We start from the raw sequence: 24,240 nt of genomic DNA, 5'->3' as shown, positions 1-24,240 counted from the left end.
TTTATAGTGATTTTTTTCTGCCTAATTTTTGATGTGCCTGTGTAAAATGACCTGCCGAAAGGGCCGCGGCAATAGATAATTCTCCGGCGAGTGCAAGGGCTGCAGCTATTTCGGCATATTTTATGGCCTTCCCTTCGCCATAACAGTCCATCATTTCCAGGCACTCTCTTTGGGTCGGAAGTGCTGTTCCACCACCAATAGTGCCGACAATAAGATTGGGTAAAGTCACGGCCGCATAGAGGGATCCGTCTTTATTATGCTCCATTCGCGTGATACCCGTTGCCGCTTCGGCGACGCAGGCGACATCCTGACCCGTTGCCAAAAACAAAGCGGCCAATCCATTGGCATAATGCCCCTGTGCACCTATAGCTCCACTTTGGATAACACCCATGGTGGACGTACGCCAATAACGATCCATCTGCTCGGCTGAAGTTTTAAGGACTTCGGACACGATGTTGGCCGGTAATGTTATTTCAGCTGTTACCTTTTTACCCCTGACATGATTGAAAGCCGCGGCGGTCGCTTTTTTGTCTCCCGAGCTGTTTCCCTCAATAAACCAGTGACTGGGCTTAATAGGACAAGAGTCAATCATAAACCGGCAGATGGCCTCTGTGCAGATGGTAACCATATTCTGGCCAGCCGCATCGGCAGTGAAATATTCAAAGGATATGGTTAAATGGTTGCCTTCAATCTGTATGCGGGTATCGGTTAACTTCGCAAATCTGCTTGTGCGTTTGACGATTTCCTGAAAGTTTTCTTTCTCTGCGAGGAACCAGGAAACAAAAAGACTTAAATCCTTGATATTCTCAAATTTGAATACAGGGCTTCTCTGAACTCCTTCTTGCAGACAGATCGATGTAATCCCGCCGGCGAGCAAACAGGCTTTAGATCCGCGATGATAGGATGCAACCAATGCACCCTCAGTTGTCGCAAGGGGAATATGGTAATTTCCGTTGGCTGAAGTGCCATGAACTTTAAGGGGGCCGATGACCCCTGTAGGGACTTGACTCATGCCGATGAAGTTTTCAATGTTGCCCTGGAAGAGTGATGGCGATAGACGGGTGTCTGTCAAGATCGGGAATCGGCTTGCGAATTCCTCTTGTTTATTTAATAGGGTTTTCATAGCTGGCTTTTAATAAAATATATGTTTATCGTCTTCCAAAGTTATTGTGATAATCGCAGTTAAAATTGTGGGAAACAATAATATAAATTTTTATTTTTGTGATTATCGCAAATAATTGGCTTATGTATCAGGAAAAGTTGATTCAGGAAATACAGCGGAAAATTGATCCCTCGAAATCTCTTATTGAGGTGATTGCAGACGCGCTTGATATTAGTTATGATGCGGCGCACCGCAGAATTTCAATGAAGAGCAAATTTTCAATAGGAGAGACGGTGCAGCTTGCAAATCGCTTTTCACTTTCTTTGGATAAGCTATTTCAGCAAAGTGACCACATCCTAGTAAAAAAAACAGCGGAAATCCAGTCCTTTAATGATCTGTCAAATTATCTGGAGCATTCGTTTAAATCGTTAACGGAGTTTGAACCGAATCTTCAGACTTACCTGTATTACTCGGCAAAGGATATTCCGATCTTTTATACCATCAATACAGGGCTTTTATCCATATTCAAAAAATATGTATGGCTCAATTTATTGAGTCCAGACGGTTTGGAATTGTCTTTCGAATCTTTTTTGTCGAAAACACCGATCGATAGTAGGGGGCAGAAGCTTTATGATTATTATTCGTCCATCCGGGTGAAAGAGATCTGGAATGATACCACAATTAACAGTACACTCCAGCAGATCATCTATTTTTCCCAGGCCGGCTTACTGACCGCCGAAAACGGAAAGATGCTCTGTGAGCAGCTTAAAGAACTGCTGTTTTCACTGGAGAAAAGTTGTGTGCCAAACAATGACCAGTACCAGCTGTACTACCATGAGCTATTGATTTTAAACAATAATGTTCTAGTTGGAAATAACGACAGAAAGTCATTATTCGTTCCGCATACGATGCTGGGCTATTTCATTACCAATGATAAAGACAGCTGTCGACACGCCTTCAATTTCTATCAGCATCAGCTCAAAAATTCCAGGTTGTTAAATACGGCCGGAACACGGGACAAGAAAATGTTTTTTAACAAGGTTTACCAAAAGATTGATCGCTATAAAGCACAGGTAAGTGCGGATAATGAAATGTAAGAAGAGAGAGCGATTGGTACATTGTTAAGGTTGAGTTGGGTGATCGGAACGAGAGTGATGTTCGGATTGGATGTTATTTCGAAGAATGGAGTGTCCCCTTTTGTTTTTCTTGGTCGTTAAGTCGTAAAATCGTTAAAACGAATGAAGACCATTTTACACATTACATCAAGTGCAAGAGCAGACAGCTCCTATAGCACAAATTTGGGCAAAGAAATTATCGATCGTATCAGAAAAAAATACGGTTCAACCTCGGTTGTCACATGGGATCTGGTTGATACACCTCCGCCTCTGTATACCCATGAGATGATTCAGGGATTTTATACCCCAGTAGATACGCCAGATTACTGTTCGATTGAGTCATTGGTTTATGCGAATGATTTAATTGAGCGAATTAATGCGGCGGACACGCTCGTCATCAGTACGCCAATGCATAATTTCGGCATTTCTGCTCAACCAATTTTTCCTGAGCAGCAATACTGGCCAGCCAGTTCATACGCTCCTGCATTTGTGCTGGAGAAGGCTTGAAATCAGCGCCGGCCTTTAACCGGAAGATTAGCATAAATTCTTTCATCGTTTTTAAATTTTAGTATTTACCATCAAACGATCGAGCATTACAAAAGGGGACATCTGTGCTGATAATTGAAAAAATAACATTGGAAACAGTCCATTTTAAAATGCTGCGGTGTATGGCAAGTTACGAAATATCGGATGAATTTGGGCTGATTATTGACCTTCCGAAAACGAGATGTAAAGAAGATAATACGGCACAGGTGAAGCAAGGGAAGAAGGAGAAATCAAATGCGGAAAATTGGTTTATTTTATGATCAAGTCGATTATTAGATCGATCATATTGAATAGCCTATCTTCTTCTACTTTCACTACTATTCCACAGAATGCACTTTCTTGAACTGCAGCTCGAGCACCAAGATAATTGACTGCTGCAACAAGAATGGCACAGATCGCTCGGATATCAACTGTATCAGAAAATAGTTTATCTGATTCTTTTAGATAAATTTCACCAAGTTCTTCCTTTTTTCTCGCTAGATTTAAGGTATTCAAGTTATTTTCAGTGATTTCCCACAGCATAAGCTTACGTGCTTCTGGATTGGTATTCAGGGAAAGAAATTGTTGCTTTAAAGAATCTTTAAACAACGTAACGTGTTCTTTTTTCGTGGACGTTTGTAAAGGATATGCTTTATTAAGCCAAAACTCTGTTTCTTCACAGTATTGATCGATTAGGTTTTTATGGTTTCCAAAATAACGATGAATCAAATTTTTACTTAATGAGGCTTCGGTTGCAATTTTATTTAGTGTGAGACTTTCGACACCTTTGGATTTAATTAATTGTCCGACGGCCGCTTTAAATAGTTTTTTTTTTTTGCTCAACATTTCTTTTTTGCCCTTTATAGGGTTTTCTTTCTTTTGATTCCATTGAAGCGATGCCTGGCATTTTTTCTATTCTTGCCAAAATTTAATTAGTGTGAATTCTAATATAGTTAATTAAACTATAATTAATTACTCCATTTTTCTTTGGTGTTGATAAGTTTCTGGTTATTAATACAAAAAAGCGATGTAAAAAAAATGATATGAAAGAAATAATATAAAAAAGCAAATGTTACCACTTTATATATTTTAGGATAATAGATTTGCTATTCGATGAGATTTTATTAATAATTTTCGATTTCTTTTAACTAGTAAGTATCGAAACTATATTGGGGTAATAGCTGTCTTTTTCGAATTAACTGTTTCTTGCGCAAGAAATATGCACTGTTTAGCGATCTAGTTTACGCGAAAGCATCAACAAGAGGAATTTGTAGATCCCTCTAAATAGATCTACATGCACTAACTGTTTGATTCTTTTAACTTTTTAAGTTGAAATGAGTTGATTTAAAATTAAAATACCAAAATGAATAAACTATTTGTGTTAGCTACATTGATAGCGGCGTTATTAGGAGGCTGTTCGAAGAATGATTTTCCTGTAATTGAGAACCAGAAAAATGTAGAAATCAGGACAATTATTGAGGCGAAAAGCCTCGCATCAAATTATCAGCTTCTACATTCTGAAAACCCATTGAAGGCTAATAAGTCTTTTTCTTCAACAGGAAAAGTTCAGGCTTTAACAGTCGGTATGTTACAAGGTGCTCAAGTCAATTTTAACGGAAAATCTAGTACAGGTGATACATTACTTTATTATGTTCCAAATGAAGACGGGGGAATGATTGTATCAAGGAATAAAGCATGTTTGCCCGTATTGGCAATTTTAGATAATAATGATTTTTCTTTCGAGAATATACTAAACAATAAGCAAGAGAATATCGGAATCTTTTCATTCCTACTTTCAGCACTTGATTATAACAATTCACCAGAAACATTAATTTTTCCACCAGTTGATCTTCCAAACGATGGGAGTGATGGTGGATCTACTAAAGGTCCAGTAACACTTGTTGATGAGGTGCTTCCCAAAGTACCCGTTCAATGGGGTCAGTCGGGAGATCCTTTCGACCGTTATACACCTTCTCATTATCCTTCAGGTTGTGTGGCAACAGCCGTAGCACAAGCATTTACAGTTACAAGACACATCGGAATGTTCAATAACGTTCCACTAAATTTTGATGATTTAATTCATTTCCGAAATAGGGGATTTTTGGAACTATTCCCAAATCAAGCGGATATTGTAGGTAGGTTTATGCGAGAGATTGGTGTAGCAGTAGATATGAAGTATACGTCTGACGGTAGTGGTGCTCGTACATCTGACGGAGCAAAATTGTTCAGTGATTTTGGTATGAATATAAGCAGGAATAAGGCTGATATTAAAAAAACTTTAAGAACGTACAGTAACGGCATAATATTAATAGGTTCTCGTACAGAAAAAGATTTTTTAGGAATACCCAAAGGAACAGGACATGCTTATCTCGCTGATGGCTATCGCGTCTTTTCAGATGGAACAGATATGATACATGTTAATTATGGTTGGGGGCCATCAACAAATGGGTATTTCTTAACTGTATTAAACTCTCCGCACTGGACGGATGATGCCCCAAAAACATATCCACATGAGTGGGAATTTTATTGTATATACCGATAAATAATTATAAATGAAAAAGACTCTTAAATTTCTTTACATAATACTAAGTATAACAAGTATTTGTTCTTTTATCGCATCTTGCAAAAAAGTAGAAGGAGAATACGAAGCACCTAAATTTGATTATAATACGCACATCTTTTCAAATGCTTCTGTAGATACAGTAATCAGCTCTGCAAATGATGTAACCTGGTGGTTTGATGAATTTGGACTTTATATCAATGGAGAACATACCGAGTTTAAGGAACCCAAAGTCAAGTGTTGGCGTGATGCAGCTCCAATAGGTGCCGATAGTGCTGTGGGAAATATCAGAAAGTTCGAATCGGAATGGTTTGTCGTTGAAAAGTTAACGAGTAAGTCAATCAGCATATCATTGAAAAGGAACGAAGGAAATAAAACCAGAAATTTGCAATTTGCCATCAGTGTGGGAAATGGAGAGCGCATTATTTCTTTAGAACAGCAGCCCTAGAATAATAAAACCTGTTTAATCGCATGGATCAGGGGAGAGTATACAAGAAGGCCCATTGTACGATGGGCTTCTCAGCTTCATCTTTACCGCCAGGATGTGTTTGCAGAGCCCCCTATTTGTCCTGTTGTTCGTAAACCAGGTACAGGTACATTGTAGATCATTCCCTTTACCTACGACAATATGGCTCAGGTTCGCACTACCTTTTACTTCGGCCTTAATACCATTTTTGTCATGTTGCAGGAGCAGCACAGCATCTTCATCAATCAACTTAACGGCATTTTGCAACCTTGGATTAAAGCGTTTTAAGCGTGAAAGTTTGAAGGGAAGCTTTCTGTAAAAATAATTGTTGCTCCACAAATCGTAACCCAATAATCCCATACTGGATAATGAGGCTTGCATGGTTTCCATGGTGCCGAGCTGAAGGTTATGCTCTATGGAAACTAGCGTAGGTTGAAAAATCTCATTGGTTTTAAAATAATTATTGATACCCAAGATCCATTCTTCCGGCAGTTGGACAATCAGGTTTTCGATATGCTTACTTTCACCAGAAAAACCGCGATAGACGCTTTCGGAAAGTAGGAACAGCATTTGTATGTCTTTAAAATCAAGTACTACCGCTGTACTTTGCTGATCTTCGTGTTTATAGAATGAGACACTGTCTACATGTATAAGGAGGTTTTCGATTAGATTGAGCCGATGAATGCCACCTATTTTTAAACTGTTTGGCTTGGCAACGGCAGAAAAAGTATAGCTATCGCCCGATTTAGATAAAAAGTATTCGGGCTTAACCGCGCTTTTAGGTATAGCTTTAAAGAGCTGCAAGGCTTCAATTCTGTTCAATTGAAAGGCAAGTTCCATTTGCGATAAGTAGACTTGGACATTGCCCAGTCCTTTAATCCAGCGATCGGGTAGACTCACTTTTTTCTCTGTAGTCTCTGCGCGCGCAGCGATGACTTTAAGCTCATTGGAACCAACGCCTACAATCAATTTATCGGTGCGGCCAACGGTATTGAAAGCCCGGATCGTTACATCGTTAAAATCAACATTGGTACAGCCAGCTTGAATAAACTCCCCGTCAATTCCTGTTTGCAGCACGTCAATGCGCGCGTAAACACTATTGCAGGATGAAAATGCTTCAAAATGAAGCTGGCCATTACCGACAGAAACGATCGGGTCGCGCATATTGACGCGCTGATCTGGGCTAATTGCAAAATGAGAACGTACCGTTTTACCGAGTGTACTTAAACATTTTGAAGCAACAAATGAATTGATAATGCTGCCATGAAAGAAGCAGGGAACCTGATTGTCCTGTTCGATTTCAGAACAATGTGCCAGGATGAACGATTTATCCTTACTCCCCATAGCGATCGTAGAAGTATGTTGATACTGATACTGATAATCAAAGTCTACATTCATTTGCGTTTTACTTTACTTAAAAATACCTGATTTACTTCGCTTTGAAGTTTGGCCGAAACCTCAACATAATGAGCGACCAATTTCTTGCTGTTTACAGGGAGACGTTCGCCATCCAGATGTTCCAAGGTTTTTTCCAGACATACGAATTGGAACTTTTTGATCTGCTGCGCTACAAATGGGCGATCTAAATATTCGATAAACCTGTTAACAGGTGCATATCCGGCAGCAAGTAGCCTACCGATGATACCAGCAAGGTAGGAAAGATCCTGTTTTTTATTTAAAAGTGCAAACTGCACATATTCTGTCGCCAGATCTCTCGAGATCTTCTTTTCAAACAATAAACAAACAGCAATATAGAGCCATCCGCTGCCGCGTACCTCCAGGCGATTATCCATCACGAACTGCATCGGGTATAGGCAGTTTTCCATTTCCGGGACTTCATTGCCTGAAGCGGTGTCTGGGATATAACGGCATAACAGCGGACCAATGTATTGAGGTGTTAAGCTGAGTTGAAAGGCAATGGCTTCTCGAAATGTCCTCGAAAAAGGTGCTGTATGATAGAATAACGGTGGGTAATGTTTGGTTTCTTCCCGTCTGCACCAGGTATAATTCCAGTTGTGTTCCAGAAACATTCTGCGCCAGCTTGCGTATTCGTTTTTGTCGACGACAATTTCGAATGTGATCTCAAATGGATTTACGACAGCGGGATAGCTTTTAGCTGAAGTATGTTCAAATTCCGGAAATACCTGATCGGGCTGTTTGATCCGTGTTACCTGCCCCCAGAGTGCCAATACATCTGCTGTGGGCCTAACCTGGTCTGTAGCTCCCAGAAAGTACTGCATCGCAGAAGCGTAATTTCCCTTTAAGGTCTTTACAAGACGAATAGTCTCTTCATCTGTTTGTTGATATAACAATCTGTTACAGGCGACGATTAGATCTTCTATTTCAATGGCAACCTTTATTTGTTCATACGCGAGTAGGCGTTTTATCAGTACGTTGGGATGCACGTAAAAGGGGAGGTGACTCGGTGTCGACAGAAATGGTAAGCTGTTGTTGCTGGCGAGTTTTTGTCGCATCCAATCTAGCTTATGCTGTGCAAAGGGAATACTATCACTTTTATGGCCAGTTTTTTCGCCGCTATCTTCGCCAATCCAATAATGCATAAAATCAGCGAAAGAGCGCATGTAGTCAATGTCCCAAAAACGACTGAACAGCTGTTTGCAATAGGGTTTCAATTGCTTTTTGTAGTCGTTGGGGATATCGTTCTGCAACTGATTCAGCCCTTCGAGGAAAAGGTCGAAATCTAGAGCAGACTTCGTTCTGATGAAATGACCGATCTGAAATAACAAAGCATCCCAAGTTGAAGGAATCGTGACCTGCTCCAGTTGTTCTGCCAACTCTTTAAACGCGGGGTCTGCCGTGGCGGTATCTGCCACGAAGGGAGTCGCCTGCGCCAAGCCGAGAATTTCGAGGGTCTTAAGTTTTAAATTACTTCGGTGGGGTTCAACGAGATCTTTCAGGACTTCGGGATCAGCTCGTTCTACTAAAAGCTGGGCACCTTTTTCCTGTACTTTTGAATCAGTCTGGAGTAACAGCATGGATAGATCTGCGGAAATGTCAAGCGATCTATATTCTTCTTTTTTCAGCAGGTGTTCGAGGATATCCAAGCACAGCAGCAGTGATTTTTCTATTTTCTCCTTTGGGAAAATAGTATTCACATGATCAATAAATCCATTTTCATCAAAACCTTCCATTTTATAGATTGTCTTGATCTGTCTGACCGAAAAATTAATGAGGCTTGTATTCGCGGTATTCAGTAGCGAAAACAAGAGCTGTTGTTGCTGTAGATAATCCTGTTGTGTTGTATTAAATATGCCCAAAAGTCGGATATGCCAATCTAAATGTGGCTTCTTCCAGTTATTGAGTAAGGATTCTATTAAATCTGGAATAATAGCGCGGTCAAATACATAGCCCTTCTCCTGCATGATCTGTATGACTTCGGTCCAATACTCAGTCACTTTTTTACAGACATATCCCGTACGTGCTTCCCATTTGGAAAGGTCGAGTACTGGAATTTCATAGCGGTGGAATTGTAGAAATACGTTGTCGATTACCGCAGGATTTTTCAATAAAAAATCGGCCTCCTCTTCTGTATTTCTGTCATGCGTATCTACTGTCAACAAACGAGCAACAAAATAGCTTTCATCAAAAGTGATCCAACCTTGTTGGTAAAATGCCCATAGTACCTTGAAATCAATACCGTCGAAACGTTCCTTTTGTGAAACCTTAACGATCTTGTGCAGATAGTCGGGCAGAAAAAGCCGATAAAAGGCCATTAAGGGTTCTACGCCGATGGTTGGATTGCTTAAGTAGGACCTCAATGGGCACAATTGCCAAGTTCCATTTAAGCGTTTAATTTTAGCGATATCCTCAAATTGGCGGGTACAGGCAATAAGTGCAAAATTGAGCGTGGCGTAGACCTGTTGACGGTTCTCATAAAAATCAAGTCGTGCCGGGCCTTGAAAACTACCGTCATCCTTTGCTAAAATATCGCGATCAATATCCAAGGCATGTAAATATGCTATAGTGGCTGCACGTTCATCGGGATTGAGCACTTTACAGTGGTTCAGTACTTCTACCCAATTTTTGTCTCTGATATACTGTTTGAGGTTATTCATACGGTTAATTAAACATTCAAAAATATCATAAATCTGACGAGCTCCTATAAAAAATGTTTTTTCTTTCGTTGGTATTAATCCACTCCCTGGGTATACATGGGGATCTTATAGATGGCTGTTGAAGCGGTGATAAATAAAACCGTACGATCTTTACCCCCAAAACAGACATTGGATGTCCATGGTTCATTTACTTCAATATGGCCGATCTGCAGACCGGTCGGACTATAAATAAAGACGCCTTTGCCTGTCAGGTAAATATTTCCTTGATGGTCCAATGTCATCCCGTCAGATCCTTTATCGATAAGCGCTGTCTGTCCGCTGAGCTTGCCGTCAGATTCAATGGTGTACCTATACGTTTTATTCCGTTCGATATCTGCGACATAGAGGTATCTTCCATCTGGCGAGCCGACAATGCCGTTCGGCTTGCTTACATCATCAGCTACTACGATGGGTTTTTTCGCTTTTCCTGGAGGAAGGTAGTAGACTTTCTGCCCCGCTATTTCTGGCTTTTTCCGGGTCCAATAATCGCGCAGATAAAAGGGGTCTGTAAAGTAGATGCCCCCTTTCTTGTCTGCCCAAAGATCATTTGGACCATTCAGTTTCTTTCCGTCGATAGCGGTCAGCAGGACGGTAACCTGACCATCTTTGCTGATTGACCAGATCTCGTTCTTTTCGTCGGCACAGGCAAGGAGCTGACCCTGATGGTTAAAGTAAAGTCCATTTGCGCGGCCTGCAGAATCTTTAAAAAGCGAAAGTTGCCCTTTGGTGGTATATTTCCAGATTTTGTTATTGGGCTGGTCGGTAAAATAGATGTCTCCGGTATTGTCCACTGCCGGCCCTTCGGTAAAGGCAAACTGTCGGGCTATTAATTTTAAGCTGTCCTGATGAAACAACTGTGCGCTGAGGTCTAAGCCATTTAAGGAGAAGAGTACGGACAGCAGGAGTGTAGGCCAGTGCCTGCGAGAATGAGCTGAATGGAACATATCAACTAATTTATCAATTTTCTGGCAATAAATAATTTTCTTGGGCTATACCACCTGGCCTTTGTAATATTTCTTTCTTAACCAAAAAGCTATATTGACCAAGGCAATCAATGCGGGCACTTCCACGAGTGGACCTATAACACCGGCAAATGCCTGGCCACTGTTGATACTGAAGACGCCAATAGCAACTGCAATAGCCAACTCAAAATTATTACCGGAAGCTGTAAAAGAAATGGCTGCATTTTTGGAATAATCTGCGCCCATTCGTTTACCGATAAAAAAGCTCACCAGGAACATAATGGCAAAATAGATCACCAAAGGAATCGCAATTCTGACAACGTCCATAGGAATCTGAACGATCAGTTCACCTTTCAGGCTGAACATGACAACAATTGTAAATAATAATGCGATTAAGGTGATGGGAGAGATCAGCGGTACAAATTTGCTTTGGAACCATTCTTTTCCATTTAACTTAATCAGGCCATAACGGCTGATTATGCCCATTGCAAAGGGAATGCCCAAATAAATTCCGACACTTTCCGCAATCTGACCGATCGAAATATTGACATCAATACCTTTCATCCCAAATACTGGGGGCAGAACGGTGATAAAGATATAAGCATAGACGCTGTACAATAAAACCTGAAAAATGCTATTGAGGGCGATGAGTCCTGCAGCATATTCGCGGTTTCCTTCTGCCAGCTCATTCCATACAACGACCATTGCAATGCAGCGGGCTAGCCCGATAAGAATAAGGCCGATCATATATTCGGGGTAGTCCCGCAGAAATACAATAGCTAGGATAAACATTAAAATAGGCCCTATGATCCAGTTCAGGAGTAGGGAAGCCCCCAGTATCTTTGTGTCCTTAAATACCTTGCCCATATTTTCATATTTCACCTTGGCAAGTGGTGGATACATCATCAGGATCAGGCCAATGGCAAGTGGAATATTGGTGGTGCCGCTGGAGAAAGAATTGATAAAATCAGACGAAGACGGGAAAAGGAATCCAATAGATACTCCGATTACCATCGCCAGGAAAATCCATAAGGTAAGGTATCGGTCGAGGAAACTCAATTTTTTCCTTTCATGTGCTGGGGCGCAGTTGTTGGCTGACATATTTTTTTGTTAGTGGGTATGTTTATTTATCGAGATTTTCCGCTACAAATTCAGCACTGTATGTTTTGATAAGATCACGTACCCTTCTGAATTCATTCATAACTTCTTCCTCCGTCCCGGTAGCTTTTGCCGGGTCTGGGAAATTGTAATGTAGTTTTTTAGCCCTTGAAGGAAAATATGGACAACTCTCTTTGGCATTATCACAGACCGTAATTACATAGTCAAAGTCTATTGCCGCATACTCATTGACATGATTAGAGGTATGGGATGAGATATCAATGCCGGCTTCAGCCATAACCTGAATGGCTTTAGGGTTAACGCCATGCGTTTCTATGCCGGCGCTATAAACCTCGGCTCGGCTACCTGCGAAATGTCTTAAAAATCCTTCTGCAATTTGGCTGCGGCAACTGTTGCCGGTGCAGAGTACCAATATTTTTTCCATTTTTTAAGTTCTTGATTAGCAGCAGCCGCCACCAGGTTTACAAACTGGGCCATCAGCAGCCAGATTAACCATTTCCAGCTTTACAGGTTCGGCTTTGGCAACGGGGGCGCAGCATTCTTCTCCAGCTGACGTGGTGCCACAACTTCCCCCGCGGTTAATGGCTTTGCACTGGGTATAATCTGGAGTAAGGTTAACGATTAAATCTTGTCCGGACACGGTAAAATTACCCGGATACATTTGGCGTGTATCGAACTGCGAGTTGCCAAATTCAATTTTTACAATAGCATTGGGATTAAGCGGTAATTTCTTTTCAACGATATCCACGATAGACATCGCTTTACTTGCTTGCATTGCACGGCCTTCTTCTGATTCCCTTGGTTCCCATAGTTGGACAATGATTTCAGTCCAGGAGTTCATTACGCCACCACAATCGACGGATACGATCGGAGCCTGTTTGATTTCTGTGATATGGTAGGAGGGATCTACCCATTTACCTGCTGCATATTCAAATTGTAAAATTTGATTCGGGTTTTGCTGGAGCTGCGTTTTAAACGTTTCCCAGTTGATAAATGCGGAGTTGTTCATGTTATATTGCAATTTAACGATTAATTGATATAAATTTTTTTAGCAACAGTTTGTGTTCTCTTTATAAGAGTCAAAGAAAGCTGCCAGGTTTGTTTTCAATAATTTCCAGGCTTTCGGTTCAATGCAATAGCATACCCGTACACCCTCAATGGTGCCCTGGATAATACCCGCATTCTTCAATTCTTTAAGGTGCTGGGAAATTGTTGGCTGTGCCAATCCTAGTTCCTCAACCAGATCACCACAGATACACGAATTTGCACGGATGATGGATTGAAGGATCGCAATACGGGCAGGATGGCCCAACGCTTTGAGCATTGTGGCGAGCTGATTCTGCTCTTCTGTGAATATTTCTGTCTTAGTAAGTCCCATAATGTTATTGCAATATTACGATTAATTTTTCTAAAATCCCAAATTGGAAACATAAAAATTATGCTACGATGATATTAATCGAAGTATTGCGCTCAAATCGAACTCGAAATGGCCTAATATCAACTTTTGGAGCAAAGGGTTATATTGGTGTAAAAAAAAAGAGACAACCGATACTCGGCGTCTCTTTTTGTACCTAGGGCGGGAATCGAACCCGCACTCCCTTAACGGGAACAGGATTTTAAGTCCTGCGTGTCTACCAGTTCCACCACCTAGGCAGGTGAGCGAAAAACGAGATTCGAACTCGCGACCCCAACCTTGGCAAGGTTGTGCTCTACCAACTGAGCTATTTTCGCATTGGAATTATTATTCTTTCAATTTGTCAGAACCTTGCGTTCTTCCTTTTTGGTGGTGCCAGCTGGATTCGAACCAGCGACACAAGGATTTTCAGTCCTTTGCTCTACCAACTGAGCTATGGCACCTTTTCAATTTAGCTGTCTGCCTTATTGATGATGCAAATATAGACGGATTATTTGAATTACGAAAGCTAAAAGTGCTTTTTTTTGCGTTTAAACGCCAACCTACTGATTTTTAAGGAAAAAAAATAAGGGGCAATTCTACACGAATAGCCCCTTTATAGGATATTGGTCGAGTTGATTAAGACAATTTACCAACTTCTAATACCAAGTCAACGATTTTGTTTGAATATCCCCATTCGTTGTCATACCAAGATACAACTTTAACGAAGTTATCATTCAATGAAATTCCTGCTTTTGCATCGAAGATTGATGTACGTGCATCACCTAAGAAATCTGAAGAAACAACTTCGTCTTCAGTATAACCTAAGATACCTTTCAATTCGCCTTCAGAAGCTTCTTTCATGGCAGTTTTGATTTCTTCATATGAAGCACCTTTGTTCAAACGTACTGTTAAGTCAACAACTGAAACGTCTGCTGTAGGAACGCGCAATGACATACCTGTCAATTTACCTTTCAATTCTGGAAGAACCAAACCTACTGCTTTTGCAGCACCCGTAGATGAAGGGATGATGTTTTGGTATGCACCACGACCACCTCTCCAGTCTTTTACTGAAGGACCGTCTACAGTTTTTTGTGTTGCTGTAACCGCGTGTACTGTTGTCATCAAACCTTCAACGATACCAAATTTATCGTTTAATACTTTAGCGATAGGCGCTAAACAGTTTGTAGTACATGAAGCGTTTGAAACGATGTTTTGATCAGCTTTCAATTCTTTGTGGTTTACACCCATTACGAAAGTAGGGGTGTCGTCTTTCGCTGGAGCAGACATCACTACTTTTTTAGCACCTGCATCGATGTGTTTTTGAGCCAACTCTTGAGTCAAGAAGAAACCTGTAGATTCGATGATTACTTCAGCACCTACTTCATTCCATTTCAAGTTTGCAGGATCTTTCTCAGCTGTAACACGGATAGTTTTTCCGTTAACAACCAAATTACCGTCTTTTACTTCTACAGAACCGTCAAATTTGCCATGTGTTGAATCATATTTCAACATATAAGCCATATAATCTGGTTCAACTAAGTCATTGATACCAACAATTTCAATTTCTGGACGATTGATAGCCGCTCTAAACGCTAAACGACCAATACGGCCAAATCCGTTAATTCCAATTTTCATATTCTTAATTTTTATTGATATAATATTTAATTAAATTATGTATCGGTTCTTTTACAACAGTACCAATACTGATATTAAATTCGTCTGTGGCAACTTCCCGAAGCAAGTGCTCATAATTAAACGCTACTGAACCCGTAAAGTTTACGTCACTGTCCGGATATTCTTTCATTAAGGGCTTGATGTAGGTTTTTATAAACGTGCGAAGCCCATTTTTAACCAATTGACTAATGAATAGATGATCTTTATTTTCGAGGACAAAGTCGGTAAATGAATTCAGAAAATTTGTCGGTTGTGGGGAAATATACACCCTTTCCAAAATGGTTTTCTTATCGATGTTAAATTCTCTTTCCAATTTGTCCCGCAGATCAACAGGTAAGGTATCCGTCATATAATGTTTGAGTAACTGCTGGCTATTCCAGTTTGTCGCCCCCTCATCGGCCAGAATATAACCTAGACCATAGTTATTGTCAATGATTTTTTTCCCTGTATAATAAGCTGCATTTGATCCACTCCCAATGATACCAATGATTCCTCTTTCGTCGCCGAAAGTGGAAATTGCCGAAGCAATGACATCATGATCAACCCGTACGCGCGCATTGACGAAAAAACGTTCGAGGACGTTCTTTATTTTATCCTTACGTTCCTTCGACGAAGATCCTGCTCCAAAAAAATAGATCCGTCTGATTTTTTCGGCGTTGTTGATCAGGTTGGTGTTTTTATGCAAATGCTGTAGTATGGAGCGCTCATCTTGAAGATAAGGATTGATCCCGTTCATGCGAAACCCCGTGGTAATCCGACCTTTATCGGCCAATCGCCAGTCTGAAAATCGAGATCCACTATATACTACTGCTATCATGTCTGTTCAATTAATGATTATAAAATCTCAGCCATTTCCAATAAATCAGGGCTAAGTTTAATTTCCTTATTGCTGATTGCTTCTTCAATTGGAGTTGTCTTGATTTCATTACCACGAAGCCCAACAGTAACTCGTGTATTTCCTGCTAATAATTCATTGACAGCGGCAAAGCCCAATCTACTCGCAAGCACGCGGTCGAAACTCGTCGGAGCACCACCTCGTTGCAAATGCCCTAATATACTAACTTTCGTGTCGTAATGATCAAACTTTTCTTTTACTTTTTTTGCAACGTAATAAGCACCGCCATTTTGATCGCCCTCTGCAACAATAACAATAGACGACGATTTCTTCTTAATGGCACCGTCTTCCAAATGGCGGATGAGGTCGTCAATGGCAGTTTCTTTCTCTGGAAGTAAGATTGCTTCGGCTCCGCCGGCAATACCTGCATTCAAAGCTATACAGCCTGAATCTCTTCCCATCACTTCAACAAAGAAAAGGCGTTCATGCGAAGCCGCAGTATCTCTGATTTTATCAATAGCTTCAATGACTGTATTGTTGGCCGTATCGTAACCGATGGTATAATCAGAACCGTAAAGGTCGTTGTCTATCGTACCGGGTATACCTATAATAGGTATCTCGAATTCTTTGGAGAAAAAATTAGCCCCTGTAAAGGTACCGTCACCACCAATAACCACCAATGCATCCACACCGGCAGCGATCAGGTTGTCATATCCTTTTCGACGGCCTTCCGGCGTCTTGAACTCCATACAACGCGCTGTTTTTAATATCGTACCTCCACGTTGTATAATATTGCTGACCGAACGCGTATCCATTTCTATGAAATTTGCATCGATCAGACCTTGGTATCCTTGATAAATACCCGTTACTTGCAATCCCTTATATAATGCTGTTCGAACAACAGCACGAATACAGGCATTCATACCAGGAGCATCACCTCCTGACGTTAACACACCTATTTTTTTAATTTCTTTTATCACACGCTATATTTTAGGTTTTACGAATATAAGATTTTTATAGTGTATATTCTACACTTTGAATAAATTTTTCAATATTTTTTTGCGCATCACGTTTAGGAAGCGTATAATTGTTACAGATAACCCGATGATTAGTAACCGCTAAATTTAGCTCAGTATATTGCACATAAATAAATTTAGAAGTTTTGTATAGTAATTTTACCGTTGACTGTGTCATATTAGGCTTTCACGAAGGAGAATTAAAAGTTCTTTTGGCCGAAAGAAATGAATATCCTTTTAAGGATTGGTGGGCATTGCCAGGTTTTTTCGTGGATAATGACGAAGAGATGGAAGATGCCGTAAAACGAATTTTGTATGAGAATACAGGTTTGAAAGATGTATTTATGGATCAGCTGCATTCCTTTGCGGGCTTAAAAAGGCACCCAAAGGGGCGCATTCTGACGGTGGCCTATTACGCCCTTGTGCAGCTGGATAATACCAAATTGAAAACCAAGCCTGTTACAAACTATATGAAACAGGCGAAATGGTTTCCCGTTCGAAATGTACCTGAACTGGCATTTGACCATAAGCAGATTTTGGACCTCTGTCTAGAAAGATTGCAGCGGCGCCTTGCTTATAAGCCGATTGCTTTTGAGCTGCTACCCGAAAAATTTACCCTCACCCAGTTACAGCTGGTGTATGAGGGAATCTTGAATAAACCACTCGATAAACGCAATTTTAGAAAGAAAATGCAGAATTATGGCTTTCTAAAAGAGCTTGACGAAGTGCAGACCGGAGTTGCCTATCGTGCAGCACGGCTCTATAAACTGGATAAACGAAAATTCTTAAAACATTTTCAGAACACGGTCGCATTCTAATAGATCTGTTCGTATAACATAAGGCAAACTCGAGAGTTTGCCTTTTTTGTTGTCAGTTTAATATCAAAATTATTACAATTTCAAAATTTATTTTGCCCAACATGTTACTTTTTATATTTTTGAACAATTTTTGATAAAAGTCAGAAAGTAGAAAGGAGTTTTTTGAAGAATGGAAGATAGAAAAGATCAAATCATTCATGCGGCGATAAGACGCTTTATGCATTACGGTTTTAGTAAGACTACAATGAATGAAATTGCGGAGGATATAAAAATTACCAAAGCGAATTTATACTACTATTATTCGGAAAAGAATGCACTTATACGGGATGTGATTGTGCGTTTGACGGATGAATATAGGGAAGAGGAGGAGAAGATGGTGGCTGTGCACGTGGGTACCACTTACGAGCTGATCATGAAAATACTGGAACTGCGCGATGCATTCGTCCGTAAATACTATATGTTGCACATGAACGAAAATCTGGAATGGATCAAGGGACTTTCCATGCAGGATTTTTTTCAATGTCTCCACGACCGCGATGTGAAAGCCTTGTTTGAGATCCTTCAGATCGGTGCCGAAAAAGGTGAAATCGATGGGGAGCATCTCTATGAAACAGCCGAAATCTATGTGGAATTGATGAAGAGCTTATCCTTGATGTGCAATATTTCCGATATCATTTCGGGGATTCCAAATCAGGATCGGTTTGATGAAGTATTGCAAAAACAAAAGCTGGCTACCAAGCTGTTTTTTAATGGTATAAATAAAAAGTAGATATAAAATTAGGACAAATAAATTAGGAATGAAAACAATCAGAATACTAGCCAGCCTTTTATTAGGTACGATGGTTTTCCAGAGTCATGCACAGCAACAATTGAGCTTAAGTGATGCGATTAAATTTGCTTTGCAGAATAAAGCTGATGCGAAAAAGGCAGGTCTCGATGTCGTAAATGCCGAGTATAAAATCGCGGAAGTCAGATCTAGTGCGTTGCCTCAGGTGAATTTAACGAGTTCGTTGAATCTTAACCCAAAAATTCAAAAGAGTGCTATTACGATGACAGATGCCGAAACAGGTAAATCATCAACAACTTTTATAGAGTTTGGTCAAAAATGGCAATCTTCGAATGCAATAAGTTTGAATCAACAACTGTTTAACCAAACGGTATTTACAGGATTGAAAGCCGCTAAGACTACACGTGAGTTTTATGTCATCAACAAAACATTGACGGATGAACAACTGATCGAGAAGGTGGCCAATAGTTATTATGATGTTTATCAGTCCAAATTGCAATTGAAAACGGTAGATAACAACTTGGAGAGCACAACAAAAACCAGGGATGTTATCGAAGGCTTGTTTAAAAATGGATTAGCGAAAAAAATTGATTTGGATCGTACAAACGTTGCTGTGACAAATTTGAAAGCTTCCAGACAACAGCTTATTAATGCAGTGGAATTGAAGGAAAATGCATTGAAATTTGTAATTGGTATGTCTATGTCCGAAAAGATTGTGATGCCTACTTCAACTTTTGAAACTGTAAAACTGGATGCCGTTTATGATCCACTAGATGTTTCGAATAGAACTGAGATCCAGGTGCTAGCTAAGCAAAATGAATTGCTAGAATTAAATAAAAAGGCCGAAATATCTAAATATTATCCAACCTTATCTTTGACTGCCAATTATGGTTACACAGGAATGGGACCGGTTTTTCCAATTTTTAGTAAAAATGAGGGGGTTAAATGGAACAGCTATAACGGTGTAGGCTTGAATTTATCTATTCCTATTTTCAATGGTTTCTTGACAAAATCAAAGGTCCGTCAGGCACAAATTGATATTGATAAGTTGCAGGTGGATATCGCTGATACAAAACTGGCCTTAAGTATGGCTGCAGAGAACTCAAAGGTTCAGATCAAAAATTCCTTGTTGACGATCGAGTCGAATCGTAAAAATGTGGATTTGGCGAAATCGGTATTGGAAGATACAAACAACAACTATAAAAATGGTCTAGCGACATTGACTGATCTTTTGGATGCAGAAAACGCTTATGCAGATGCGCAAAATAATTTAAATACTTCCTTGCTGGATTATAAGATTGCTGAAGTTCAGTTGATCAAAGCAAATGGAAAACTTAAATCACTCATTAACGAATAATTGACTAATACAATATGAAACGCGGAATTATTACCCTACTTATTATTGCTGCTGGTCTAGCAGGAATATTTTTTGTGTTAAATAAGAATAAAAAGAAAAACGAAGCCGAAACAGCGGAAGTAGCCAAGAAAAATGCAGCGATCGCCGTACGTATCGATACAGCGAAAGTTTCTTCCATGGACTTACGCTATACGGCAAATGGTACATTCTCGCCAAAACAGGAGGTAACTGTTTCTGCTGAAACTGCCGGCCGGGTAGTGAAAGTATTGGTTGATGAGGGTTCTCATGTGAGTGCGGGACAGACTTTGGCAATCATCGAGGGTGATAAACTGAATGTGAACGTGGCGAATGCGCAAGCGGCATATACCAATGCCCAGGCTGATCTGCACCGCTTTGAAAGTGCTTTTTCTACGGGAGGTGTAACCAAACAACAGTTAGACCAGGTGAAATTGCAATTTGAGAATGCGAAAAATAACTTAAAAGCGTCTAAATTAAATGCTGGCGATGTAACCATAAAAACGTCGGTATCGGGTATCGTCAATTCACGTAAAATCGAACCGGGGACTTACCTGAATGTCGGTGCTGCAGCCTTTGATATTGTGAATGTTGCCACCTTGAAATTGCGTGTCAATGTAGACGAAAAGAATGTAGCGACCCTAAAGATCGGTCAGTCTGTTGATGTAACAGCGAGTGTGTATGCAGACCAACGCTTTACCGGTAAAGTAACCTTTATCGCACCTAAATCGGACGGTAGTTTAAATTTTCCGGTGGAAATCGAGGTAAATAATGCATCGAACCAATTGCGTGCAGGTATGTATGGCACGGCCATCTTCGGCGAAGGTGTTGCCAGCAATACATTGATCGTACCACGTAACGCTTTTGTGGGGAGTGTGAGCGACAACAAAATCTTTGTGCTGAAAAACGGTAAAGCAATCGAAACAAATGTCAAATCGGGTAGAAACTTTGGTGATTACATCGAGATCTTAGGTGGTTTGCAAAATGGCGATCAGGTGATTGTTTCGGGTCAGATCAATCTATTTGACCAAAGCCCTGTAGAGATTATTAAATAGAGCATACTGTAATCAGTAGCAGATGCAGCCCCGGTTGCATGGCTATTAAAAATAAATTATTCGAATGAAAATTACCGAAATATCGATAAAACGCCCCAGTATAATTATCGTATTATTTATAATACTGACATTAGGCGGGTTGTTTTCTTATACGCGATTGGGCTATGAATTGGTCCCTAAATTTGAAATTAACGTCATTACGGTACAGACGGTCTATCCGGGAGCTTCACCTGCAGAGGTTGAAAGTTCGGTGACCAAAAAAATAGAGGATGCCATTTCATCCCTGGAAAGTATCAAAAAGGTGGAGTCTACTTCATTGGAAGGCGTGTCGATTGTCATGATTACCCTCAACAACGGTGCGGATGTCAACTTCCTGCTTACCGATGCTCAACGGAAAATCAATGCCGTTATCAACGATTTGCCGGATGATGTAAAGACACCTTCACTCTCCAAATTCTCCCTGGATGATGTGGCCATCATGAGTTTGGCCGTCACGTCCAACTTATCGGAAAAAGAACTCTATGATCTTTTGGATAATAAAATCCAACCGGTCTTTGCGCGGATCAATGGTGTTGCAAAAGTAGACCTGATCGGTGGTGAGGAACGTGAAATCCAGATCTCTGTAGATCCGAAGAAAATTGAAGGTTATGGACTGACAATTTCTCAGGTACAGCAAATAGTAGCTGCATCCAATCTCGATTTCCCGACAGGTAACGTAAGTACCCGCGATAACCGCACAACCATCCGTCTTTCGGGTAAAGTAACTTCGATCGAGGAGCTGCGTAACCTCCCGATCACAACGCCGGCAGGGGTGCAGATCTATCTGCGCGATATCGCCGATGTACGGGATGGTATCAAAGAGATTGAAAAAGTAGCTCGTCTGGACCGTCAGAATACAATCTTATTGCAGGTCTTTAAACAGTCTGATGCAAATGCGGTAGCGGTGTCCGAAGCAGTCAAGAAAACGATTGCTGTACACGATAAAAACGGAAAAGTAATTAGCGGTGTAGAGAAGGATTATGCGGCACAGAATATTAAAATTTTGGTGGCCAATGACTCTTCAGAATTTACATTGAATGCGGCCGACAACGTGATCCACGACTTAATGATTGCCATTGCATTGGTGGGCTTTATCATGTTGTTCTTCTTGCAGAGTTTACGTAATGCGGCGATCACAATGGTGGCGATTCCTTTATCTTTGATTGCTACCTTTATTGGTTTGCTTTTAATGGGCTATACCCTGAACTTGATGTCTTTATTAGGTTTATCTCTGGTGGTAGGTATCCTCGTGGATGATGCGATCGTTGTTATCGAGAATATTCACCGTCACATGGAGATGGGTAAAAACAAGGTGCGTGCGGCATTTGATGGTGCTTCGGAAATTGGATTTACGGTAACGGCGATCACCTTAGTTATTGTGGTGGTGTTCCTACCGATCGCGATGTCTACGGGCTTGGTGGCCAATATCCTGGCACAATTCTGTGTGACTGTAATCATCTCGACTTTATTATCCTTATTGGTGTCATTTACGGTAGTGCCTTGGTTATACTCGCGTTTCGGTAAATTGGAGCACTTGAGCAAAACTTCTTTCTTTGGCCGTATTATTCATGGTTTTGAAAGCGGTTTGAACAGCTTTACACATTGGGTGGCAGGATTGTTAGTTTGGGCCTTAAGAACCTGGAAAACCAAGCTAGCAACTTTATTTTTAGCAATCGGTTTACTTTTTGCATCATTTATCCTGATCGCTAAAGGTTATATCGGTTCGGATTTCTTCCCGAGTATCGACCGTAAGGAGTTTTTTATCCAGTTGGAACTCGATAAAGATGCTTCCCTGGAGAAGACCAACTTATTGACGCAGAAAGCGGAGGCTTATATTAAATCGAAACCCGATGTCAAAGAAATTATTACGACAGTAGGACAGTCTTCGGATGGTATGGCCTCGACAACGGGTTCACGTTACAAATCGGAGATCCACGTGATCCTCGACAAAGAAAACTTTGAAGGCAACTCACAGGTATATTCAGCGACATTAAAGCGTGAACTGGAAAATAAATTGATCGGTGCAAAAATCAAAACCGTCAATGTGGGTATCATGGGAGCGGAGCAGGCACCACTAAAGCTGACCATTATCGGTGCTTCTGTCGAAGATGCGCAGGAATTTGCGGAGAAGGCGGCAGATCAATTGCGTAAGATCCCTGGAGCAGCGGGTGTCAAATTGACTTCTGAAGCGGGTAACCCCGAGATCAATGTGAAGATCGACCGTGATAAAATGACGTCTTTGGGATTGAATGTCTCTACTGTGGGTATGACGATGCAAACGGCATTTTCAGGAAACACGGACAACAAATACAGAGCCGGCGATAATGAGTATGATATCAATATCCGCTATGCGGAAAATGGCCGTGCCAATATCGACAACGTGCGTGATCTGAAATTTATCAATAATCAGGGCGCCTCTATCTCTTTGGATCAATTCGCTAATGTTACTTTTGGCTCGGGACCTACTTTGTTGGAACGTCGCGACAAGTCGCCGGCAGTATCCATTCAGGGGCAAGCGATCGGTAGACCAATGGGTACCGTAGCGCAAGAGTGGCAGGCACAGTTTGAAAAACTGCCGCGTAAACCGGGGATTGTCTTTATCTGGGGTGGTAATATGGAAAATCAAACCGAAGGTTTTGGTACTTTGGGAATTGCCTTATTGGCATCTATTATCCTAGTATATTTGGTTATGGTTGCTTTATACGATAGTTTTATCACGCCATTCGTGGTCTTATTCTCCATTCCATTGTCATTTATCGGAGCCCTGTTATTCTTGGCTTTGGGTAATCAGACCTTGAATATCTTTACGATTTTGGGTATCATCATGTTGATTGGTCTGGTGGCCAAGAATGCGATCATGCTGGTTGATTTTGCCAACCATCGTAAGGAAGCTGGTGATAACACGCACGATGCATTGGTGGCAGCCAACCATGCACGTCTTCGTCCGATTTTGATGACGACAATTGCCATGGTATTTGGTATGATTCCTATTGCAATCGCTACTGGAGACGGTGCCGATATGAATAGAGGTCTTGCGATTGTTATCATCGGTGGTTTGTTATCTTCTTTATTTTTAACCCTGGTTGTTGTACCAGTGGTGTACTCCATTTTTGACAGTCTTCAACGTCGTTTTGGCAAGAAGGAAAAAACAAATTATGAAGCCTTGATGAAGGAAGATTATGACCATGTAGATGTGGCAGAACACTAAAAAATAATACATTTTGCAATAGAAAAAGGCGGCTAATAAAACATTAACCGCCTTTTTTGTGTTAATTTTAGGTTAA

General features: G+C 40.7%; 22 protein-coding genes and 3 tRNA genes. 10 read left to right on the top strand and 15 right to left on the bottom strand.

Features of this window, described 5'->3' with window-relative positions; translation table 11 throughout:
* Nucleotide 1 precedes the first annotated feature (1 nt).
* Nucleotides 2-1,123 carry a hydroxymethylglutaryl-CoA reductase gene (locus ACLCDV_RS15660; RefSeq protein WP_411971590.1) on the bottom strand — a complete coding sequence of 374 codons (1,122 nt, stop codon included), beginning with the start codon at nt 1,121-1,123 and terminating at the stop codon, nt 2-4.
* 98 nt (nt 1,124-1,221) lie between these two features.
* Here ACLCDV_RS15660 and ACLCDV_RS15655 point away from each other — a divergent pair, with 98 nt between their 5' ends.
* The 3 genes from ACLCDV_RS15655 (at nt 1,222) to ACLCDV_RS15645 (ending at nt 3,023) form a co-directional block, all read left to right on the top strand.
* Nucleotides 1,222-2,199, top strand: coding sequence for a hypothetical protein (locus ACLCDV_RS15655; RefSeq protein ID WP_411971589.1), 978 nt, complete (start codon nt 1,222-1,224; stop codon nt 2,197-2,199).
* A gap of 141 nt (nt 2,200-2,340) precedes the next feature.
* Entirely contained in the window at nt 2,341-2,724 is a 384-nt protein-coding gene (locus ACLCDV_RS15650) for an NAD(P)H-dependent oxidoreductase (protein WP_411971588.1), read from the top strand.
* Nucleotides 2,725-2,885: 161 nt separating this feature from the next.
* The gene (locus tag ACLCDV_RS15645; protein ID WP_411971587.1) at nt 2,886-3,023 is read left to right on the top strand and encodes a hypothetical protein; all 138 of its coding nucleotides are present in this window, start codon (nt 2,886-2,888) and stop codon (nt 3,021-3,023) included.
* On the opposite strand, the gene ACLCDV_RS15640 is transcribed toward ACLCDV_RS15645, so the two are convergent.
* Entirely contained in the window at nt 3,013-3,588 is a 576-nt protein-coding gene (locus ACLCDV_RS15640; RefSeq protein ID WP_411971586.1) for a TetR/AcrR family transcriptional regulator, read from the bottom strand. The two genes, ACLCDV_RS15645 and ACLCDV_RS15640, sit on opposite strands and share 11 nt — an antisense overlap.
* 517 nt (nt 3,589-4,105) lie before the next feature.
* Here ACLCDV_RS15640 and ACLCDV_RS15635 point away from each other — a divergent pair.
* Nucleotides 4,106-5,284 (top strand): C10 family peptidase, encoded by a 1,179-nt coding sequence (locus ACLCDV_RS15635; RefSeq protein WP_411971585.1) that lies wholly within the window; start codon nt 4,106-4,108, stop codon nt 5,282-5,284.
* Nucleotides 5,285-5,294: 10 nt separating this feature from the next.
* Nucleotides 5,295-5,750 (top strand): hypothetical protein, encoded by a 456-nt coding sequence (locus ACLCDV_RS15630; protein WP_411971584.1) that lies wholly within the window; start codon nt 5,295-5,297, stop codon nt 5,748-5,750.
* Between the two features lie 15 nt (nt 5,751-5,765).
* Here ACLCDV_RS15630 and ACLCDV_RS15625 read toward each other — a convergent pair whose 3' ends face one another.
* The 13 genes from ACLCDV_RS15625 to pfkA form a co-directional block, all read right to left on the bottom strand.
* Nucleotides 5,766-7,166 (bottom strand): SWIM zinc finger family protein, encoded by a 1,401-nt coding sequence (locus ACLCDV_RS15625; protein WP_411971583.1) that lies wholly within the window; start codon nt 7,164-7,166, stop codon nt 5,766-5,768.
* On the bottom strand, nt 7,163-9,844 hold the full coding sequence (locus ACLCDV_RS15620) for a DUF6493 family protein (RefSeq protein WP_411971582.1): 2,682 nt from the start codon (nt 9,842-9,844) through the stop codon (nt 7,163-7,165). The genes ACLCDV_RS15625 and ACLCDV_RS15620 overlap by 4 nt, the downstream gene beginning before the upstream one ends.
* A 74-nt stretch (nt 9,845-9,918) precedes the next feature.
* Nucleotides 9,919-10,827: an SMP-30/gluconolactonase/LRE family protein gene (locus tag ACLCDV_RS15615; RefSeq protein ID WP_411971581.1), complete on the bottom strand. Its 909-nt coding sequence runs from the start codon at nt 10,825-10,827 to the stop codon at nt 9,919-9,921.
* Nucleotides 10,828-10,872: 45 nt separating this feature from the next.
* A complete protein-coding gene (arsB, locus tag ACLCDV_RS15610; RefSeq protein WP_411971580.1) occupies nt 10,873-11,946 on the bottom strand; it encodes an ACR3 family arsenite efflux transporter in 1,074 nt (357 codons plus the stop codon).
* A 22-nt stretch (nt 11,947-11,968) separates the two neighbouring features.
* Nucleotides 11,969-12,388 (bottom strand): arsenate reductase ArsC, encoded by a 420-nt coding sequence (locus tag ACLCDV_RS15605; protein WP_075992911.1) that lies wholly within the window; start codon nt 12,386-12,388, stop codon nt 11,969-11,971.
* A gap of 15 nt (nt 12,389-12,403) precedes the next feature.
* On the bottom strand, nt 12,404-12,973 hold the full coding sequence (locus ACLCDV_RS15600) for a DUF6428 family protein (protein ID WP_317665994.1): 570 nt from the start codon (nt 12,971-12,973) through the stop codon (nt 12,404-12,406).
* Between the two features lie 39 nt (nt 12,974-13,012).
* On the bottom strand, nt 13,013-13,342 hold the full coding sequence (locus ACLCDV_RS15595) for an ArsR/SmtB family transcription factor (protein ID WP_075992909.1): 330 nt from the start codon (nt 13,340-13,342) through the stop codon (nt 13,013-13,015).
* A 190-nt stretch (nt 13,343-13,532) separates the two neighbouring features.
* Nucleotides 13,533-13,617, bottom strand: a tRNA-Leu gene (locus tag ACLCDV_RS15590).
* Nucleotides 13,618-13,622: 5 nt separating this feature from the next.
* Nucleotides 13,623-13,695, bottom strand: a tRNA-Gly gene (locus ACLCDV_RS15585).
* Between the two features lie 50 nt (nt 13,696-13,745).
* Nucleotides 13,746-13,821 (bottom strand) — tRNA-Phe (locus ACLCDV_RS15580).
* Nucleotides 13,822-13,996: 175 nt separating this feature from the next.
* A complete protein-coding gene (gene gap, locus ACLCDV_RS15575; RefSeq protein ID WP_293901653.1) occupies nt 13,997-14,995 on the bottom strand; it encodes a type I glyceraldehyde-3-phosphate dehydrogenase in 999 nt (332 codons plus the stop codon).
* A gap of 4 nt (nt 14,996-14,999) precedes the next feature.
* Complete coding sequence (locus tag ACLCDV_RS15570) at nt 15,000-15,851, bottom strand: hypothetical protein (RefSeq protein ID WP_075992907.1); 852 nt, start codon at nt 15,849-15,851, stop codon at nt 15,000-15,002.
* A 17-nt stretch (nt 15,852-15,868) separates the two neighbouring features.
* On the bottom strand, nt 15,869-16,846 hold the full coding sequence (gene pfkA / locus ACLCDV_RS15565) for a 6-phosphofructokinase (RefSeq protein ID WP_411973950.1): 978 nt from the start codon (nt 16,844-16,846) through the stop codon (nt 15,869-15,871).
* A 185-nt stretch (nt 16,847-17,031) separates the two neighbouring features.
* Here pfkA and ACLCDV_RS15560 point away from each other — a divergent pair, with 185 nt between their 5' ends.
* The 5 genes from ACLCDV_RS15560 to ACLCDV_RS15540 all read left to right on the top strand — a co-directional run bounded on the left by ACLCDV_RS15560 (nt 17,032) and on the right by ACLCDV_RS15540 (nt 24,164).
* The gene (locus ACLCDV_RS15560; protein WP_075992906.1) at nt 17,032-17,703 is read left to right on the top strand and encodes an NUDIX hydrolase; all 672 of its coding nucleotides are present in this window, start codon (nt 17,032-17,034) and stop codon (nt 17,701-17,703) included.
* 169 nt (nt 17,704-17,872) lie between these two features.
* The gene (locus ACLCDV_RS15555) at nt 17,873-18,472 is read left to right on the top strand and encodes a TetR/AcrR family transcriptional regulator (protein ID WP_088161779.1); all 600 of its coding nucleotides are present in this window, start codon (nt 17,873-17,875) and stop codon (nt 18,470-18,472) included.
* A gap of 28 nt (nt 18,473-18,500) precedes the next feature.
* Nucleotides 18,501-19,847: a TolC family protein gene (locus ACLCDV_RS15550; RefSeq protein WP_411971579.1), complete on the top strand. Its 1,347-nt coding sequence runs from the start codon at nt 18,501-18,503 to the stop codon at nt 19,845-19,847.
* Between the two features lie 14 nt (nt 19,848-19,861).
* A complete protein-coding gene (locus ACLCDV_RS15545; RefSeq protein ID WP_411971578.1) occupies nt 19,862-20,917 on the top strand; it encodes an efflux RND transporter periplasmic adaptor subunit in 1,056 nt (351 codons plus the stop codon).
* A gap of 64 nt (nt 20,918-20,981) precedes the next feature.
* Nucleotides 20,982-24,164, top strand: coding sequence for an efflux RND transporter permease subunit (locus tag ACLCDV_RS15540; protein WP_411971577.1), 3,183 nt, complete (start codon nt 20,982-20,984; stop codon nt 24,162-24,164).
* Nucleotides 24,165-24,240: the final 76 nt, after the last annotated feature.

Source organism: Sphingobacterium sp. Lzh-3, assembly GCF_046764375.1.
GTDB lineage: Bacteria > Bacteroidota > Bacteroidia > Sphingobacteriales > Sphingobacteriaceae > Sphingobacterium.
This window is presented reverse-complemented; position numbering and strand designations above follow the sequence as displayed.

Bases quoted from the DNA above. Each gene is read 5' to 3' on its own strand.
- ACLCDV_RS15600 (WP_317665994.1), bottom strand. From the start codon at position 12,973: ATGAACAACTCCGCATTTATCAACTGGGAAACGTTTAAAACGCAGCTC.
- ACLCDV_RS15555 (WP_088161779.1), top strand. From the start codon at position 17,873: ATGGAAGATAGAAAAGATCAAATCATTCATGCGGCGATAAGACGCTTT.
- ACLCDV_RS15625 (WP_411971583.1), bottom strand. From the start codon at position 7,166: ATGAATGTAGACTTTGATTATCAGTATCAGTATCAACATACTTCTACG.
- ACLCDV_RS15660 (WP_411971590.1), bottom strand. From the start codon at position 1,123: ATGAAAACCCTATTAAATAAACAAGAGGAATTCGCAAGCCGATTCCCG.
- ACLCDV_RS15615 (WP_411971581.1), bottom strand. From the start codon at position 10,827: ATGTTCCATTCAGCTCATTCTCGCAGGCACTGGCCTACACTCCTGCTG.
- ACLCDV_RS15570 (WP_075992907.1), bottom strand. From the start codon at position 15,851: ATGATAGCAGTAGTATATAGTGGATCTCGATTTTCAGACTGGCGATTG.
- arsB (WP_411971580.1), bottom strand. From the start codon at position 11,946: ATGTCAGCCAACAACTGCGCCCCAGCACATGAAAGGAAAAAATTGAGT.
- ACLCDV_RS15635 (WP_411971585.1), top strand. From the start codon at position 4,106: ATGAATAAACTATTTGTGTTAGCTACATTGATAGCGGCGTTATTAGGA.
- ACLCDV_RS15650 (WP_411971588.1), top strand. From the start codon at position 2,341: ATGAAGACCATTTTACACATTACATCAAGTGCAAGAGCAGACAGCTCC.
- ACLCDV_RS15595 (WP_075992909.1), bottom strand. From the start codon at position 13,342: ATGGGACTTACTAAGACAGAAATATTCACAGAAGAGCAGAATCAGCTC.
- ACLCDV_RS15550 (WP_411971579.1), top strand. From the start codon at position 18,501: ATGAAAACAATCAGAATACTAGCCAGCCTTTTATTAGGTACGATGGTT.
- gap (WP_293901653.1), bottom strand. From the start codon at position 14,995: ATGAAAATTGGAATTAACGGATTTGGCCGTATTGGTCGTTTAGCGTTT.
- ACLCDV_RS15605 (WP_075992911.1), bottom strand. From the start codon at position 12,388: ATGGAAAAAATATTGGTACTCTGCACCGGCAACAGTTGCCGCAGCCAA.
- ACLCDV_RS15545 (WP_411971578.1), top strand. From the start codon at position 19,862: ATGAAACGCGGAATTATTACCCTACTTATTATTGCTGCTGGTCTAGCA.
- ACLCDV_RS15540 (WP_411971577.1), top strand. From the start codon at position 20,982: ATGAAAATTACCGAAATATCGATAAAACGCCCCAGTATAATTATCGTA.
- ACLCDV_RS15620 (WP_411971582.1), bottom strand. From the start codon at position 9,844: ATGAATAACCTCAAACAGTATATCAGAGACAAAAATTGGGTAGAAGTA.
- ACLCDV_RS15645 (WP_411971587.1), top strand. From the start codon at position 2,886: ATGGCAAGTTACGAAATATCGGATGAATTTGGGCTGATTATTGACCTT.
- ACLCDV_RS15640 (WP_411971586.1), bottom strand. From the start codon at position 3,588: ATGTTGAGCAAAAAAAAAAAACTATTTAAAGCGGCCGTCGGACAATTA.
- ACLCDV_RS15630 (WP_411971584.1), top strand. From the start codon at position 5,295: ATGAAAAAGACTCTTAAATTTCTTTACATAATACTAAGTATAACAAGT.